The following is a 17,503-nucleotide window of genomic DNA, read 5'->3' as shown; positions in this document are numbered from 1 at the left end:
TCAATCATATGTAAGTTTGTCAGGTGAAGATGGCGTAAAATATGGAAGTATTCTCCGTAAACAAGTACAATAATAAAAGCTAATATAAATAAAGGAGATAAATTTATGGTTAAATTTGGTTTAGTTGGTACTAACTGGATTACAGAGTCGTTTCTGCAAGCGGCGAGTCAATTGGATGATTTTTCCCTGACTGCTGTGTATTCCAGAACGAGTGAGCGGGCGACGGAATTTGCCGCAAAGTATGGCGTAACATTAACATTTACTGATTTGGAAAGCATGGCAAAAAGCTCAGAAATTGATGCAGTATATATCGCTAGTCCTAATTCATTTCATGCAGAGCAAGCTATTCTTTTCATGAATCACGGCAAGCATGTATTATGCGAGAAACCAATCGCATCGAATGCTTTTGAAGTAAAAGCTATGATTCAGGCAGCAAAGGCAAACAATGTGCTGCTTATGGAGGCGTTAAAATCTACGCTTGTTCCGAATTTTAAAACTGTGCAGCAGCATATACATACAATTGGAAAGGTCCGCAGGTATGTGGCGAGCTATTGCCAATACTCTTCTCGGTATGATGCGTATAAACAAGGTGTTGTGTTGAATGCCTTTAATCCAGCATTCTCAAATGGTGCTTTGGTAGACATTGGGATTTACTGTATCTATCCGCTCGTTGTATTATTCGGTAAACCGCTTGCGGTACAAGCAAACGGGCTGCTTCTTGAATCGGGTGTTGATGGCGAAGGCAGTATTTTGCTGAAGTATGAAGAGATGGAAGCCGTTATTATGTATTCGAAAATTACAAACTCCACAATTCCTTTTGAGATACAAGGAGAAGAAGGAAATATAAGAATAGATAAGGTAAATACACCAGAACAAGTGGAAATTTATTATCGAAATGGAACAGTAGAGAATATTACACAACCGCAAAAAGGTGATTCAATGTTTTATGAGGCAAAGGAGTTTATTGAACTGATTCAAGCAGGGAAGCTGGAATCTTCCACAAACTCTCATGCTAATTCGCTTGCTGTGATGGAAATTATTGATGAAGCCCGCAAGCAAATTGGTGTTGCGTTTCCGAGCGATAAGAAGGAATAGCTTTATGCTATTCCTTTTGTTTTGAATAGACAGGTGTTTTATTTGCCCAGCAGGGATAGATACGGCGCTGGTTCGTACAAAAAGTGCAGCAGACATTTTGGTTTATACCGTATATATGTGTACGATACTATCTAGAGAATATATCCTTCTAGGTCGCTTATATGAGAAGCTAGGAGCTCTTTGGCTAAAACTGCAGTGATAGGATCAAAAAGAAACGATACACCGTACGGAGTTATATGTCGGAGGGATTGTATGAGAACTTTTTCCAAACCAATAGTTGTAGTAAGTAAGTGTCTAGAATTTGATGCATGTCGTTATAATGGCGACGTTATCTCAGATCCAATTGTAAAAAGTCTAATGCCGTATGTGCGGTTTATCCCCATTTGTCCGGAGGTGGAAATCGGTCTCGGAACACCACGGGAAACCATTCGCATTGTGGAGGAGAAGCAGAGTGGGATGCAGCGGCTTGTGCAGCCATCAACTGGAGAAGATGTAACAGATCGGATGCAGCAGTTTGCAGAACGTTTTTTAGGCTCTTTGCCTGATGTAGATGGCTTTCTTTTAAAAAATCGCTCCCCAAGCTGCGGTACACGCGATGTTAAAATATATGCTGGAAGTAATAAATCTCCCAGCAACGGCAAAGGCAGCGGCTTGTTTGGCGGAAAGGTTATAGAGCGATTTGGCCATCTTGCGGTTGAAGAGGAGGGAAGGCTCAAGAATTTTACACTTCGGGAGCATTTTTTTACGAAGCTCTTTACAATTACTGAGTTTAAAGTCTTGAAATCGCAACCAACTATGAAGCGTCTTGTGCAGTTTCATGCGGATCAAAAATATTTGTTTATGGCATATAACCAGACAAAGCTAAAGGAAATGGGTCGAATTGTCGCAAATCATGAGAAGCGTCCGGTGGCAGATGTGTTTGCTGCTTATGAACAGGCTTTATATGCACTATTAAAGCGAGCGGCGCGTTATACATCCAATATTAATGTTTGTCAGCATATTTTTGGGTATTTTAAAGATTCGCTTAAGAAAGAGGAAAAGGAGCATTTTCTGTCGCTTCTCCAAAAGTATCAGGAGAAGAAAATTCCGTTAAGCAGCGTGTTGACTTTGCTGCGGTCGTGGGCTATTCGGTTTGAAGAACAATATTTACTGAGACAAACATATTTCGAGCCGTATCCTGAGGCGTTGGTGGAAATTACTGATTCCGGAAAAGGACGCGACTACTAAAATAAGAAGAGTATCGTCCTTTTAAGTAATCCTGCATTGTTGTAGAACAATGTAGGATTTTTTTTAGACTATTGTACTAGCATACGCTTTACAATAAACTAAGGACATTTTTGCTCAAATTATCTGTGTTGGGGTTCGTTATCATATGCTGTTATGCAGAAATGATAAGGGGTGTGAACGATGGATTTTTCATTAACGAATGAGCAGCAAATGATTCGAGATATGGTTCGCGAGGTTGCGGCAAAGGAGATTGCGCCAAAGGCAGTATACTATGATCAAACGGGTGAGTTCCCGCAAGAGACGTTCCAAAAGCTAGGGGAGCTTGGACTGCTGGGGATTCCGTTTCCTGAAGAATACGGTGGTTCTGGCGGAGATATGATTTCTTATGCGCTCGCAGTAGAAGAAATCGGTCGTGCTTGTGGTGGCACAGGACTCAGCTATGCGGCTACGATTTCTCTCGGAGCAGCTCCTATTTATTATTTTGGTACGGAGGAGCAAAAACAAAAGTATCTGGTTCCAATGGCATTGGGCAAAACCTTGGGGGCATTTGGATTGACAGAGCCTAACGCCGGGTCAGATGCAGGAGGGACACAAACGAGGGCGGTTCTGACTGGTGATGAATATGTAATTAACGGAGAGAAGTGCTGGATTACGAACGCAGAGTATGCCGGGACTGTTATTGTAACCGCTGACAGCGGTGTAGACGAACGAGGGAAAAAACGGATTTCCGCCTTTATTGTGCCCACGGATAGCAAAGGATTAAAGATCTCAAGTCCGTACGACAAAATGGGAGTTCGCGCTTCTAATACTTGCGAAATTATTCTCGACAATGTACATGTGCCGAAGGAAAACATACTGGGAGATCCGTTAAAGGGCTTTAACCAATTTTTGTATACACTAGATGGCGGACGTATTTCAATTGCCGCATTGGCCGTCGGTATTGCGCAGTCTTCTTTTGATAGGGCACTTCAATATTCGAAGGAGCGAAAACAGTTCGGAAAAAGCATTTCAACATTTCAAGCGATTCAGTTTAAGCTGGCGGACATGGCAATGGAGATTGAACTTGCACGGAATATGGTATATAAGGCAGCTTGGCTGAAGGACCATAATAAGCCGTTTGGAAAAGAAGCGGCAATGGCGAAGCTTTTTGCATCAGAAACTGCAAGCCGGGCTGCGAATCAAGCGGTGCAAATTCATGGAGGATATGGCTACATGAAGGAATATGAGGTAGAACGCCATATGCGCGATGCTAAGCTATTGGAAATTGGAGAAGGGACGTCGGAAATTCAACGCTTGGTTATTGCAAGGCATCTCGGGTGTCGATAGGAGGGATGGAGATGTTTTCTAAGCTTCTCATTGCGAATCGGGGTGAAATTGCTGTTCGGATTATCAAAACATGCAAGCGTCTTGGGATTACCACCGTGGCTGTGTATTCAGAAGCAGATGTATCCGCTATGCATGTGAAGCTGGCAGATGAAGCGTATGAAGTTGGAGGGGCGCGTGTACATGAGAGTTATTTAAATCTGGAAAAAATCATTGAGATTGCCAAAAAAACGAGGGCCGAGGCGATTCACCCTGGTTATGGATTACTGTCGGAAAATCCAATCTTAGCCGAGCGCTGTGAGGAAGAGGGAATCGTCTTTATTGGTCCTGCTGCTGATGTGATAGCACAGATGGGAAGCAAAATTGAATCACGTAAAACGATGATACAGGCGGGCGTTCCTGTCGTACCAGGTATCGTTGCTCCTATTCCTACAGCGGAGGAAGCGAAAGAAATTGCAAAATCGATAGGGTATCCCCTTATGCTAAAGGCATCTGCCGGCGGGGGAGGGATTGGAATGCAGGTTGTAGACAATGAACAAATGCTTATCCAAGCGTTTAGAAATAATCAAACACGCGCAAAAAATTTCTTTGGAAACGATGAAATGTACATGGAAAAGCTTGTGACAAATGCGCATCATATTGAGATACAGGTGTTAGCAGATTCATTTGGAAATACTGTATACCTATGGGAGCGCGAATGCTCGGTGCAACGCCGGAACCAAAAGGTGATAGAGGAAGCTCCATCTCCGTTTGTCAGCGAGCAAACGCGGCGTAAGATGGGAGAGATCGCTGTCAAGGCCGCAAAGGCAATCGGCTATAAAAATGCAGGAACAATTGAATTTTTAGTCGATGAGCAGGAAAACTTTTATTTTCTTGAGATGAATACGCGTCTGCAGGTGGAGCACCCCGTTACGGAAGCAATTACAGGTTTAGATCTTGTGGAGCATCAGCTTCGCGTTGCATATGGAGAAGCCTTATCCTTTACGCAGGGGGAAGTAGACAGAAACGGTCATGCGATTGAGGCGCGCATATATGCGGAGGATCCAAAGACGTTTTTTCCTTCACCTGGTGAAATTCAGTTTCTTCAACTGCCGTCATCCCTTCGTATTGACCATTTCCTAGAAGAAGGACTAAGAATTACACCATTTTACGACCCGATGATGGCGAAAGTGATTGCACATGGCGCAAATCGAGAAGAGGCAATGCAGCAGCTGCGAGCGGCTCTTGAAGAAATAAAAATAGAAGGAATTAAAACAAATATTCCGATGCTTTTGCAAGTCTTGCAGGACGAGGTGTTTAAAAGCGGAATATATACAACAAGCTTTGTTTCGAAGCGACTTATCCAAAAATGAATCTATTGAACCGCCCCATTGATAGATGGGGTGGTAAAGCCTATTTTGATTTGAAGAGGGGGTACAGTATGGCAAAGGTATATGCACCAATGGCAGGGAGTGTATGGAAAATTGTTGTAAGTATCGGAGATAGGGTCGAAGAAGGTGAGGATATTGTCATTCTGGAATCTATGAAAATGGAAATCCCGATTACTGCGGAGCAATCTGGCAGATTGGTTACATTATTTGTAGCCGAAGGGGATTTTGTGAATGAAGGCGATGTGTTAGCAGAGCTCGAATAGGCAGGTGATAGAATGCTTGGATGGCAGAATATTCGTTTAGACTACATTGCGCCGCATATCGCAACGATTACTCTGAACCGGCCGCAACAGGCAAATGCGTTGTCGATCTCCCTGCTAGAAGAACTGCAGGCTGCCTTGGGACAGGTGAAAGAAGAACGGAAAATTCGTGCTGTTATTATAACAGGGGCCGGAGAGAAGGTATTTTGTGCCGGCGCAGATTTAAAAGAAAGAGCTAGAATGAATGAAGAACAGGTACGTCAGGCAGTTTCGATGATCCGCTCGTCTATTAATATGATAGCTTCGCTTCCGCAGCCTGTGATTTCGTCAATTAATGGGATTGCATTAGGCGGGGGATTGGAATTAAGCCTCGCGTGTGATATTCGCATTGCCTCCGACACTGCAATTCTCGGACTTACTGAAACTTCATTAGCCATTATTCCAGGAGCTGGGGGCACACAGCGTTTGCCGCGTTTAATCGGACTTGGCCGTGCAAAGGAGCTTATTTATACTGCAAGACGGATATCGGCAGAAGAAGCTTATCAATACGGATTAATAGAGCATGTTGTATCTTTGGCAGAACTCGAGCAGAAAGCAATGGAAATCGCCGAAAAAATTGTCATTAACGGCCCGATTGCTGTCAAAATGGCGAAACGTGCCATTTCCCAAGGAATCGAAACGGACTTACAATCTGGATTGGAGCTGGAGCGAGAGGCGTATGAAGAAGTAATTGGGACAAAAGATCGGGTAGAGGGACTGCGAGCGTTTAAAGAAAAGCGAAAACCGTTGTATAAGGGGGAGTAGCACATGCTAGAGCAGCAAAAACAGATGACGCTGAAAGAACGAATAGAGAAAACGAAGCAAGGCGGTGCAAGTAAGTACCATGAACAAAATAAGGAAAAGGGAAAACTATTTGTTCGTGATCGGCTTGTATTATTGTTTGATGATCAGGATTTTACAGAAGATGCGATGTTTGCAAACTGCGATAGTGAAGATCTTCCAGCGGACGGTGTTATTACGGCAATTGGAAAGATTCATGGTCGTACTGTTTGCGTAATGGCAAATGACTCTACTGTCAAGGCGGGTTCTTGGGGATCTCGTACAGTGGAAAAAATCTTGCGTATTCAAGAAACAGCAGAGAAGTTGCGTGTTCCTCTTCTTTATTTAGTTGATTCTGCTGGGGCGCGTATTACAGATCAAGTCGAAATGTTTCCAGGTCGACGAGGTGCAGGACGTATTTTCTATAACCAAGTAAAGTTATCAGGTAAAGTGCCGCAAGTTTGTTTGTTATTCGGCCCGTCTGCAGCAGGAGGCGCATATATCCCTGCGTTTTGCGATGTCGTCATGATGGTCGAGGGCAATGCATCAATGTACCTTGGATCTCCGCGTATGGCAGAGATGGTTATCGGCGAAAAAGTAACACTTGAAGAAATGGGAGGCGCACGTATGCATTGCTCCGTATCTGGTTGCGGTGATGTATTATGCAAAACGGAAGAAGAAGCGCTATCACTCGCCCGCCAGTATATTGCGTATTTCCCAAGTAATTATTTGGAAACAGCACCGTCAGTAGCTCCCCAAGATTCGAAAATATTTGAAAAAAACCTTGAGCAGATCATTCCACAAAATCAAAATGCTCCTTTCAATATGATGGACCTCATTCACCGTATTATAGATGAAGATACATTTTTTGAAATTAAAAAGCTGTTTGCGCAGGAACTTATTACAGGCTTAGCACGAATTGATGGAAAACCAATTGGAATTGTAGCGAATCAATCTCGCATAAAGGGTGGTGTACTGTTTCAAGATTCTGCGGATAAAGCTGCTAAATTTATTGCGCTTTGTGATGCATTTCATATCCCTCTTTTGTTTTTGGCTGATGTACCAGGATTTATGATTGGTACGAAAGTAGAGCGAGCGGGTATTATTCGACATGGTGCCAAAATGATTGCCGCTATGAGCGAGGCAACCGTGCCGAAGATCTCAATCATTGTCCGTAAAGCGTATGGAGCCGGGTTATATGCGATGGCCGGTCCTGCATTTGAGCCAGATTGCTGTTTAGCTCTTCCGACAGCATCGATTGCCGTGATGGGGCCAGAAGCAGCTGTAAACGCTGTGTATGCAAACAAAATTGCTGCTCTTGGAGAGGAAGAACGAGCAGCTTTTGTAAAGGAAAAACGAGAAGAATATAAAAAAGATATTGATATTTATCATCTTGCATCTGAGATGATTGTTGATGGCATTGTCCACCCCAACCAACTGCGAGAAGAGCTTATTCGCCGTTTTGATGTATATAGGAGCAAATATCAAATATTTACAGAACGTAAGCACCCAGTATATCCAGTATAAGCAAGTCCTCTCTCCGGACTTGCTTTTTCACACTATAGGAAAGTTTAAATTTCAAGCTAGAAGTCATTCGACATAGTCGGAAATTTTAGAAATACAGTGTAAGTGCGACTATGATCTAATGGCTCGCTAATTGGCAAGTTGTCTTTAAAGGAGATGGGGAAATATGAATAAGGCTGTTTGGTTTCCGACAGAAGAATACAAGTCATCCACTCGCTTACATCAATGGATGACATCACTTGGGTTTACTGATTATGAGACGTTTTATAAAAAATCGATTGAAGATATTTCTTGGTTTTGGGGGGAAGCGGAGCGAGCCATTGGTTATCGTTGGATGAAAGCATATACTGAAGTGCTGGAGTTAGAAAATGGTATTCCTTTTCCAAAATGGTATGTAAACGGTACGTGCAATGTTGTGGAATCCGCGCTAGACCGCTGGATAAAAGACAATGGAGTAAGAACAGAACCTGCACTCATTTGGGAAGGAGAAGGCGGAGTAAGTAGAACCTTTACCTATGAAGAGCTGGATGAGTGGGTGAGTCGTGTTGCTGGCGGCCTGCAGCAGCAAGGAATTCAAAAGGGTGACCGTATTACAATTTATATGCCGATGATTCCAGAAACGGCTGTTGTGATGCTGGCTGCTATGAAGATTGGAGCGATTGTGTCTCCCATCTTCTCGGGGTTTGCGGCAGCGGCAGCGGCAGCACGCGTACAGGCAGCAAAGTCAAAGATGATTGTAACAGTGGATGGCTTTATGCGCCGGGGAAAAGTAATACCATTAAAGGCTGAAGTGGATCGTGTTTGTGAGCAGTGCGCAACAGTAGAAAAGGTTGTTGTTGTCCGGTATGCAGGAAATGTGTGTCCGCCCAAAAAATATGATCTATTATGGAATCAATTAGAGAACGCAAAGCCCTTGCGCCAGTCACTTGAGATGAAAAGTGATGATCCGCTTATGCTGATTTATACATCCGGTACAACTGGGAAACCGAAGGGGACGGTGCATACACATACTGGCTTCCCTCTAAAGGCGTCCTTCGATGCTGCATTTGGCATGAACGTGCAAACAAGAGACCGTCTTATGTGGGTAACAGATATGGGATGGATGATGGGCCCTTTCCTGCTGTTTGGTGCGCTTATAAATGGAGCGACAATGGTGATGTATGATGGAGTGCCAGATGCTCCTGCAGACCGTCTGTGGGAAATGACGGATCGCCATCGAATTACGCATTTAGGCATTTCACCGACCTTAATCCGTTCTCTTATGGCAAAGGGAGATGAGTGGGTCATGAAGTATTCTCTAGCAAGCTTACAGGTAATTGCTTCTACCGGTGAACCGTGGAACTTGGATCCTTGGATTTGGTTATTTTCTACTGTTGGAAAAGGAAGACTTCCGATTTTTAATTACTCAGGTGGAACGGAAATCTCTGGTGGTATTTTCGGCAATGTTCTTGTAAAACCGATTGCACCGATGGGATTTAACTCACCACTCCCAGGAATGGCAGCTGTAGTATTAGATGGAGAGGGTCGCCCGCTTGTTGGCGAGGTAGGGGAGCTTTGTATTGAAAAGCCATGGGTGGGCATGACAAAGAGTTTTTGGGAGGATAATGAGCGGTACATCCACACGTATTGGTCCCGGTACAAAAATAAATGGGTGCACGGTGATTGGGTGAAATTTGACGGAGAACAGTACGTTATTACCGGTCGTTCTGATGATACGCTAAACATCGCTGGAAAGCGGATCGGACCAGCGGAATACGAATCTGTTCTCGTGCAGCATGCCGACGTAGTGGAGGCAGCGGCAATTGGGGTACCAGATGAAAGGAAGGGAGAGGTGAGTCATTGTTTTGTCGTACTGAGCGAAGGAGCCATTTATACAAAGAAGTTACAAGAAGAGCTGCTGTTTCTTGTCAGCACGCACATTGGTAAGGCGCTTTGTCCGAAGGTGATCCATTGCATTGCTGATCTGCCAAAAACACGCAATGGAAAAGTAATGCGCCGCGTTATTAAAGCAGCATTTTTAGGAGAGGCTCTTGGGGATTTGTCCGCCCTTGTGAACCCTGAAATTGTTATAGCTATTCAAGCTTTAGCAGTGCAAAGAAAGAAATAGCGGGCAAATGGGATAGCAATCCGGCATTTCTGGACTTTTGTATTCATAAATTTATCCAAAGATATTTGCAAAAAGATATTTCCGTCAGTGTAATGATATGAGATGATAAGAATAAGATAGGAGTAAGAAATAAGAGGGGGATTCTTAATTGGGACTTTGGGATAGGTGGTTTGGCAGTAGAATGTCTAACACCGTTATTGTGCACACGCTTCATCTTTGTCACGGGTATAAACAGCGGATTTGGGAAATTGGTAAGGACGTTGATGCAAACGCTATTAGCAGCAAGGCTGATAATAACGAGTTGTACGTGCTTTATTCCTATATAGACGGTGAAGAAGTGGAACACATTACAACAAAGGAATTATTTAAGGCCGCGCTCGATCAGTATGAAGAGATTGAACAAGGTGTGGAAGAATCGATTCAACAAGCTTTTCACTAAATAGATGCTGACCTTTGGAAATAAACCCTTGCATAAGCAGGGTTTTTTGTTTTGCACTGTAGGAAAGGATAAATTTCCAGCTAGAAGTGAATGTGCCGCAGATGGAAATTTTAGGAATGCAGTATAAGTGTAATTACGCCTTTGTCTTTGCCCAAGTGCAGGGCTCGCCAGTCAGCGAGTTTTCTTGAATGCTTACAAGCTGTAAAAAGCCTGTTGCAAACATTTGTACAAGCACCTAACAAATAGTGATTTTCTCTAAAGAAATAAGAATTTATTGTTTTTGCGCATGAATTGGATTTTATATGGAAACATATGTTGGTATGCATACGGTTTGGAACACTGTATCTTTCTGCTGTGAAAGGAGAATATTGTATGGAAAAAATTGAAGTAGGCGAAATTTTTACTCTTAGCGATGAGGATGATCAGGAGCAGGAATTTGAGGTTCTGGGAATTATGAATGTCGAAGGAATGGAATACGTGGCTGTTGGTCTTGTGGAAGACATTCAACAGGAAACAGGTGAAGACATTGATATCTTCTTTTTTAGAGTAGAAGAAGATGGGAATTTGTCACATATTGAGAGTGACGAGGAGTTTGAACAGGTGTCTGCTGCGTTTGAGGGGAGTATGGATGAGTAAGATGCCTACATGTTATACATTACACCTAAAAAACCTTGCTGCGTAGCAGCAAGGTTTTTTAGGTTATCTAATCAGGAACATTTGAATGACTTTCCCAATAAATCTCCTATTGTAGCACTCCGTCAAGGCTTCCTTGTTAGATAGAAATGTTAACTTATTGTATAATCCACCAACAAACGTCAACATAGAATCATTTTTGCTTTGAGAGTATGTAATTTTTTTAGGTTGATGGTCTAATTTTTAACTTAGCCTATAGGATTATCAAAGATTTTCTTATGAATTGCACTATGTAAAAGTTCATTTTTGTTGTAACACAAAAAAAATAAAATTAATTTATAAAAAAGTTAGCAAGAAGCTGACGATAAGTTTTTGGGAGGTGGCTATAGCAAGATGAGCAAGGAACAGGGGGATGCATCAGTGAACTTAATTGCACAGAATTATACTTCGTTATTTTGAGCAAGCAGAAGCTGAAAACAAGAAATTCCAATCAGCATAGTAAGCTTTTATAAAGTGAAATAATAGAGAATGGAAAGGTGTGTTTCTTTATATGCAAAGGATGAAAGCGTTATAAAAAATTACGTTGCCCTAAACCTATATATTACTCAGTATTTTGAAAATAGCTAAATTTGAAGAAGTATAAAGAGAGAATACTATATTATAAACTTTTCTTATATAATTTTTTGTTTCAGTTTATGAATAAATTACATTGTTTACAAATCGTAATGAACCCGGAGAAACATTGATATTAAGGTATTGTAAATCGTAATGAACATAATAGATAGAATATTGACAATATTTTTTACCTTTGCTAAATTATCCATGTGTTTAACGTTATGTCCCAGTAATGACACTATAAGGTACTGGTTTTTGGCATTCTCATATTGTTATAAAACTAATATCTTTTGGTTGTTATAATAAAATAATTAAAATCAAGGGGGACTTGTTATGAAAGAGGTTCGCACCGTATTAGAGAGCTTGAATAACGTTGGAATCGATTCGGTCAAGGCTGTAATTGGATCTGTTTCTGACGTATTTCAATGGGAGGAACAAAAAGTAAACGAAATGAAGGGTTACTTGCTGTCAGAGAACTTCAGATATCATTACGAACACAATGCGTATTATCGAATGCTTTGTGACGACAACAATATTACCCCAGCAGACATTCAAGACTTCAAAGACCTACATAAGATTCCTCTGATTCCAGTCACCAGTTTTAAAAGACCAGATTCTCATCTTTTATTATCTACTTCATTAACCAACATTGAATTTGAAATGCGCAGTACAGGCACAAGCGGTATTCCTAGTATTTCTCGCCGTGACCGTGAGACAGTTGACCGAAGTATATTCAGCCTCTATGCGATGTACAGGGACATCTTTATGTTTTCCAGGGGCGCTGCTTTATTTTTGTTCCCTTCACCAGAGGAAATGCCAGAGATGGGAATGGTGAAGGCTTTAAACATGCTTTCGGGTCTATTCGATGCGACAAAATGTCTAGTAAAGCGTGCTTCATTTAAGCCGCAAGAAGCTATTGAAGTACTGGAACGATGGGAGAATATGCATACCCGTCATATCATTGGCCCTCCTTTCCTTGTGTATAAACTTGTTAAGTATTTGAAGACAAATGCTATCCGCTTAAAGCTTGATAAAAGAACCATGGTAATAAATCTTGGAGGGTGGAAGAAGTTCTCTGGTATGGAAATTCCTCGTTCACAGTTTAATGAAGACTGTGCCGAGTATCTAGGCATCCCTAAGGAAAATGTCCGTGATATGTACGGTCTTGTTGAAGCCAACTTATTAGCAATTGAGTGTGATAAGCAATCTAAACATGTACCGCCATGGGTTCATTTTTCTCTTCGTGATCCAAAGGATTTAAGCAAAGAAGTTCCGCAAGGCCGACGCGGTGTTCTGGCAATTATGGATCCAACATCTTTGTCATATCCGGGGTTCATTCTAACGGAAGATCTCGTTTATTTAGAAAAAGAAAATACATGTGAGTGCGGTCGGAATGGACAAAAGGTTGTCTACATTACCCGTGTGCCAGGTGCTGAAATTGGTTGCTGTGCCATTAACCTAGAGAAGCACATGGATGAAGTAGAAGCTCAAAAAACTACAGTTGCACCTTAGGAGGTGAAAGAGGATGTATAACCCAACCATTGTAGCTCATTTCAGTAATCCTAAACATTCAGGTGAGTTGCCAAATGCGAACCAGGAATTAAAAATTGGCAATTCAGTTTGTGGAGATACGATTTTTTTAAAGTTACGCATTGTCCAGGAAAAAGTGAAGGATGCAAAATTCACTGCATACGGCTGTGCTACATCTCTTGCCACAGCAGATATTTTTGCTCATTATATCATCGGAAAGCAACTATCAGAGATTATAGCCACACCTATTGATATACGTGAAGCAATGCTAGGGGAACTAGAGCCTCCGCAAATGCATTGCCTGTACATTCTGCACGAATTGTTTACTCAACTTGAACAAGTGGCTGTGTAGGAGGCTCTCGTTATGATTGGCAAATACTTTGATTACAATGCCACCACTCCTCTTCGTGAGGAAGTGGTGGATGTTTTAAAAGAGCATATTGGTACATTTGGGAACCCCTCTAGCATTCATTCTCTTGGCCGAATAGCTAAAAGCAAAGTGCAAGAAGCGAAATTACAAGCTTGCAAGCTAATTGGTGCAGGGGAAGACAATCAAATTATTTTCACATCAAGTGGAACAGAGGCGGTTAACTTTGCTTTGAAGGGATATTTGCATGCTTTTGAAGAGGAAAATGTCCATATTATTACTACGCAAATTGAGCATCCAGCTACTTTAGAAGTGTGCCGCTTCTACGAGAATAGAGGAGTAGAGGTCACATATTTACCTGTTAACCAAGAAGGTATTGTTCAAATTGAAAGCTTGGAGCAAGCAATGCGTCCGAATACGGTGCTGGTCTCAGTTATGATGGCAAATAATGAAACGGGGACTATTCAACCTATTAAGCAAATGCTTCAAACGATAAAGGCTATCAATCCCCATGTTTTCTTTCATGTAGATGCGGTGCAAGCTGTTGGGAAAGTTCCTGTACATGTAACGGATTTAGGAGTTGATGCGCTATCCTTTTCTTCTCACAAGTTATATGGACCGAAGGGGGTCGGTGCTTTATATATGAAAGACTCGACATCCTTGCAGCCTTTAGTACATGGGGGAGGTCAGGAGAATGGCTGGCGTGGCGGAACGGAAAATGTGCTGGGGGCCATAGGATTTGGAGTTGCTTGCAGCTTAGCGTATGCGGAACTGCCTGTACAATACGATAAGATGATAGAATTGAAGGCTTATTTGTTGGAGAGGTTGCAGACGTCAATAGCAGATTTCGATGTAAATGGAACAATAGACACCGGCCATAGCTTACCAGGAACGTTGAATGTGGCATTTGCTCATATCCGTTCCGAAGCATTGGCGGCAATTTTGAATGAGATATACGGCATAGCAGTTTCTGTAGGATCCGCTTGCAGTTCAGAGAAAGTAAAGCTGTCCCATGTTTTGCAGGCATTAGGACATTCTGAAGATAGAATTAAATCATCGCTGCGAATCAGTTTTGGAAAGTACACAACACGAGAAGATATAGACTACCTAATTCGAAGTTTATCTCAGTCTGTATATACGCTGCGACAGATGCTTCCGCAAGTAAAGGAGAAGGTGTAGATGTTAGACCAATTAAAGCTTGTTGCGCCTGTACGATCCAAGTTTATGCTGCAGGAAATGTTAGAAGCTGGAGTTGATGAAATTTATGTCGGTGTTCGACATCCATTGCTCCAGCAGCTTTCTTTTGATAATCGTTTCCAAACCGTTGCTGGATATCCAGCGCACTTTGAAAACTGGGAATCGCTTCAAGAAGTGATGGATCTTGCCAAGAGGAAAAGCGTTCAGGTTATCTTTATGGCGAATGCATCCTATATTCCACGGGAACTTGAGCAGCTATACATAGGGCACGTGGCCCAAGCTGTTGAATTGGGAGTGGATTTTGTGACTGTCTCTTCGTTTCAAACGCTGGAACTTTTAAAGGGCTTTCAAAAGCGTGTAGCCTTCATTTCTGGATCAACGATTGCTCCCGTAAATAAGTACGCAGTCCGTATGCTTCGCGAAAAGGGGATTGCTCGTATTACAGTAGGGCATAGTACAACGCTTGAAGAAATAAAGCGCTGGAAACAAGAAGGTCTTGAGATGATGATAACCGGGAACTTTGGTACCGGCAGCGTGCCGGCAGCATGCCGGCTGTGGGAGAGTCCTAATAATGCTGAAATAGGCGAAGGGATACGATCTGGTTATCGTGTAGAGTTTCCAGACGGCAGTATAGTGAGTCAGATGACGTTACTTGATAGTGCAACAGACTGCAGTTTGTGCAATTTGGAAGAACTTGTGGAGGCTGGTGTACGCGCCATTAAATTTATAGGCAGAGAAGCCCCAAACCCTGTTTCTCTTTCTCTTGTAGTCGATGTATTCCGGCAATGGAAAGAGCTTGGACTTGAGAGCGTTTCTATTGCAGTCAAGAAGGAAATCATGGAGCAGGAACAATTAATGTGGGTTATGAAGTGGGTACCGAGGTTTTGTGAAAAGTGCCGCTGCACATATCTTCCTACGCGCACCAATCAAATGTATGTATAGGAGGGCGAAGCTTGAATACTTCCAAAAAAGAACTCAGAGTTCATCATGATCAGCTGTATACATTATCGAGTCTTTTCCTTGAGGATTATGACACTATTTGCTTGGGACATTCGGGTTGTATTCATAAGATGGCGGGATTGAACGAAGAGCATATTCAATATATTTTACAACAAGGGAAGAACGCTAAAATTGAACTCCCTATCTTGTTTGAAGCCCATTTTGGGCGTGTAATGGAAAAGGTTCAGCAACTCTTTCATCTTCCTCTTAACATTGTAGTCAATGACTGGGGAACACTTCATTATTTGGTGTCACAACAAAATCCGTCGCATGTTTCTTTTTCATTGGGAAGACAGCTTGTATATAGCTTTATAAATTGCCCATGGTACGAGGATATTTTACAAAACGAAACTGCTGACATTAGGCAAATGTATTTTCAAGTAAATGTGGACTCTGATTCAATTATAGTGTTGCTCCAGCAATATGGAGTGCAGGAAATTGATCTGGATATAGGACCGGGAATGCAGGAGTCTATTCAATCGCTTCGCAAGGAAGGCATTGCTGTTAATGCTTTTTTAGGCTATGCGATGGCATCGATGTCCCGTTCTTGTCATACAGCCCGCGCTTATAATGAAACTGTCGGAAATTGCGGTCATTTATGCAATGAAGCGATTTACATTGAGCCTCGTCAACGGTGGAATAGATTTGAAGATACTATGATACGAATTGCAAAAGAGAATCGCCAAAGGTTGGGTGAACTGATTGTATACGGCAATATCGTGGTACAAAACAAAGAATGGGCTGGAGAGGAGTCGTTTGAAGTTGACTCCATTTGCGATGATTTTCGCTTTTCTCCAAAACAAATTAGACAGGAGACCGTAAAGTGAAGACACAGGAATTGCAACAGTCACTCTCGGATATTCTGGAAAAAGTGGACGATGTTGTAGTGGATTACCTCATCCCTAATGCGAAAAAGTGGGATACGGAACGAGCATTTCCAAGAGAAAATCTGGCTGCGTTGGGAGAAGAGGGGCTTTTAGGTCTTATGATTCCAAAAGAGCTTGGAGGAATGGGAGGGACTCCTCGTATATACAAAGAAGTTGTAGTAAAGCTAGCACAAGCATGTGCATCGACAGCCCTTGTTTATGTGCAGCATACATCAGCCGCGTCTATCATGTTATATGGTAAGCAGCAGCTATATATATCAGAGCAGCTAGGGCTTATGGCACAAGGGAAACGTTTGGCAACCATCGCTTTAAGTGAAGCGGGTTCTGGATGTTATTTTTTCCTACCAGTCAGTCAGGCAGAAAAGATAGATAAGAATTTCCGGCTAAATACGAATAAAATAATGGTAACAAGTGCGGGAGAGGCTGATATATACGTAACGAATTCCAAAGCCACTTTCGCAAAGAATTCTATGCAAAGCAATTTTTATGTGATTCCTAAGGAACATCCTGGTATTACCTTAGGGGGAATTTGGGAAGGGATGGGATTGCGCGGAAATCAAAGTGCTCCGATGACTATTGATTGTCAGCTTGATGAAGAGATGCTCATTGGAAAAGAGGGAGAAGGATTTAAAATCGTAAGGGAATCTCTGCTTCCGATGGGACAAATCGGTATTTCTGCGTTAAACATCGGAATTGCGAAAGCGATTTATGAAGAGTCCGTATCCTATGTCAAGAAACGTTTTTATGCGCATATTAACACGAATCTATCAAATTTTCAAAGTATCCAGCAAATCGTGGGAGAAATGAAAATTATCTGTGATCAGGCGGAAAAAGCGTTAGATACAGTAGTGCTGAAATTAGAACTAAATCAATTGGATATGGTAAGTACATTGGAAATCAAGGTGATGGCTTGTCAAGCTGCCATGCAATTGGCTGATTTAGGGCTAAAGGTATGTGGTGGGTACGCGTACTCAGCGCACTCTCCGATTGAACGCTATATTAGGGACAGCAAAGCAGGTTCTGTAATGGGCCCTACACCTGAAGTGTTAAAGGAGCTTATCGGTAAGATTGTATTGGATGTTCCAACGCAATTGTAAAATGGAGGGGAAAG

At 42.2% G+C, this 17,503-nt stretch carries 16 protein-coding genes; all 16 read left to right on the top strand.

Features of this window, described 5'->3' with window-relative positions:
* Positions 1–105 precede the first annotated feature (105 nt).
* The 16 genes from EP737_RS03180 to EP737_RS03105 all read left to right on the top strand — a co-directional run bounded on the left by EP737_RS03180 (position 106) and on the right by EP737_RS03105 (position 17,489).
* Positions 106–1,095: a Gfo/Idh/MocA family protein gene (locus EP737_RS03180; RefSeq protein ID WP_129726455.1), complete on the top strand. Its 990-nt coding sequence runs from the start codon at positions 106–108 to the stop codon at positions 1,093–1,095.
* 252 nt (positions 1,096–1,347) lie between these two features.
* Positions 1,348–2,322 (top strand): YbgA family protein, encoded by a 975-nt coding sequence (locus EP737_RS03175; RefSeq protein WP_129726454.1) that lies wholly within the window; start codon positions 1,348–1,350, stop codon positions 2,320–2,322.
* Between the two features lie 180 nt (positions 2,323–2,502).
* On the top strand, positions 2,503–3,648 hold the full coding sequence (locus EP737_RS03170; RefSeq protein ID WP_129726453.1) for an acyl-CoA dehydrogenase: 1,146 nt from the start codon (positions 2,503–2,505) through the stop codon (positions 3,646–3,648).
* Between the two features lie 11 nt (positions 3,649–3,659).
* Positions 3,660–4,997 carry an acetyl-CoA carboxylase biotin carboxylase subunit gene (locus EP737_RS03165; RefSeq protein ID WP_129726452.1) on the top strand — a complete coding sequence of 446 codons (1,338 nt, stop codon included), beginning with the start codon at positions 3,660–3,662 and terminating at the stop codon, positions 4,995–4,997.
* Positions 4,998–5,065: 68 nt separating this feature from the next.
* Positions 5,066–5,278: an acetyl-CoA carboxylase biotin carboxyl carrier protein subunit gene (locus EP737_RS03160; protein WP_129726451.1), complete on the top strand. Its 213-nt coding sequence runs from the start codon at positions 5,066–5,068 to the stop codon at positions 5,276–5,278.
* 12 nt (positions 5,279–5,290) lie between these two features.
* The gene (locus tag EP737_RS03155; protein ID WP_129726450.1) at positions 5,291–6,079 is read left to right on the top strand and encodes an enoyl-CoA hydratase; all 789 of its coding nucleotides are present in this window, start codon (positions 5,291–5,293) and stop codon (positions 6,077–6,079) included.
* Between the two features lie 3 nt (positions 6,080–6,082).
* Positions 6,083–7,621, top strand: coding sequence for an acyl-CoA carboxylase subunit beta (locus EP737_RS03150; RefSeq protein ID WP_129726449.1), 1,539 nt, complete (start codon positions 6,083–6,085; stop codon positions 7,619–7,621).
* A gap of 163 nt (positions 7,622–7,784) precedes the next feature.
* Positions 7,785–9,725 (top strand): AMP-binding protein, encoded by a 1,941-nt coding sequence (locus tag EP737_RS03145; RefSeq protein ID WP_129726448.1) that lies wholly within the window; start codon positions 7,785–7,787, stop codon positions 9,723–9,725.
* 148 nt (positions 9,726–9,873) lie between these two features.
* Positions 9,874–10,164 carry a hypothetical protein gene (locus EP737_RS03140; RefSeq protein ID WP_129726447.1) on the top strand — a complete coding sequence of 97 codons (291 nt, stop codon included), beginning with the start codon at positions 9,874–9,876 and terminating at the stop codon, positions 10,162–10,164.
* Between the two features lie 372 nt (positions 10,165–10,536).
* Positions 10,537–10,800: a DUF1292 domain-containing protein gene (locus EP737_RS03135; RefSeq protein WP_129726446.1), complete on the top strand. Its 264-nt coding sequence runs from the start codon at positions 10,537–10,539 to the stop codon at positions 10,798–10,800.
* A gap of 945 nt (positions 10,801–11,745) precedes the next feature.
* Complete coding sequence (locus EP737_RS03130; RefSeq protein WP_129726445.1) at positions 11,746–12,924, top strand: LuxE/PaaK family acyltransferase; 1,179 nt, start codon at positions 11,746–11,748, stop codon at positions 12,922–12,924.
* Between the two features lie 13 nt (positions 12,925–12,937).
* The gene (locus EP737_RS03125) at positions 12,938–13,294 is read left to right on the top strand and encodes an iron-sulfur cluster assembly scaffold protein (RefSeq protein ID WP_129726444.1); all 357 of its coding nucleotides are present in this window, start codon (positions 12,938–12,940) and stop codon (positions 13,292–13,294) included.
* Positions 13,295–13,306: 12 nt separating this feature from the next.
* Complete coding sequence (locus tag EP737_RS03120; protein ID WP_129726443.1) at positions 13,307–14,488, top strand: cysteine desulfurase family protein; 1,182 nt, start codon at positions 13,307–13,309, stop codon at positions 14,486–14,488.
* Positions 14,489–15,448: a U32 family peptidase gene (locus EP737_RS03115; RefSeq protein WP_129726442.1), complete on the top strand. Its 960-nt coding sequence runs from the start codon at positions 14,489–14,491 to the stop codon at positions 15,446–15,448.
* 11 nt (positions 15,449–15,459) lie between these two features.
* On the top strand, positions 15,460–16,332 hold the full coding sequence (locus tag EP737_RS03110) for a hypothetical protein (protein ID WP_129726441.1): 873 nt from the start codon (positions 15,460–15,462) through the stop codon (positions 16,330–16,332).
* Positions 16,329–17,489 (top strand): acyl-CoA dehydrogenase family protein, encoded by a 1,161-nt coding sequence (locus EP737_RS03105; RefSeq protein WP_129726440.1) that lies wholly within the window; start codon positions 16,329–16,331, stop codon positions 17,487–17,489. Before EP737_RS03110 ends, EP737_RS03105 begins: the two co-directional genes overlap by 4 nt.
* Positions 17,490–17,503: the final 14 nt, after the last annotated feature.

It is taken from the genome of Ectobacillus funiculus (assembly GCF_004138295.1).
GTDB lineage: Bacteria > Bacillota > Bacilli > Bacillales > Bacillaceae_G > Ectobacillus > Ectobacillus funiculus.
Note: the sequence above shows the minus strand (reverse complement) of the source record. Positions and strands in the feature narration are given on the sequence as shown.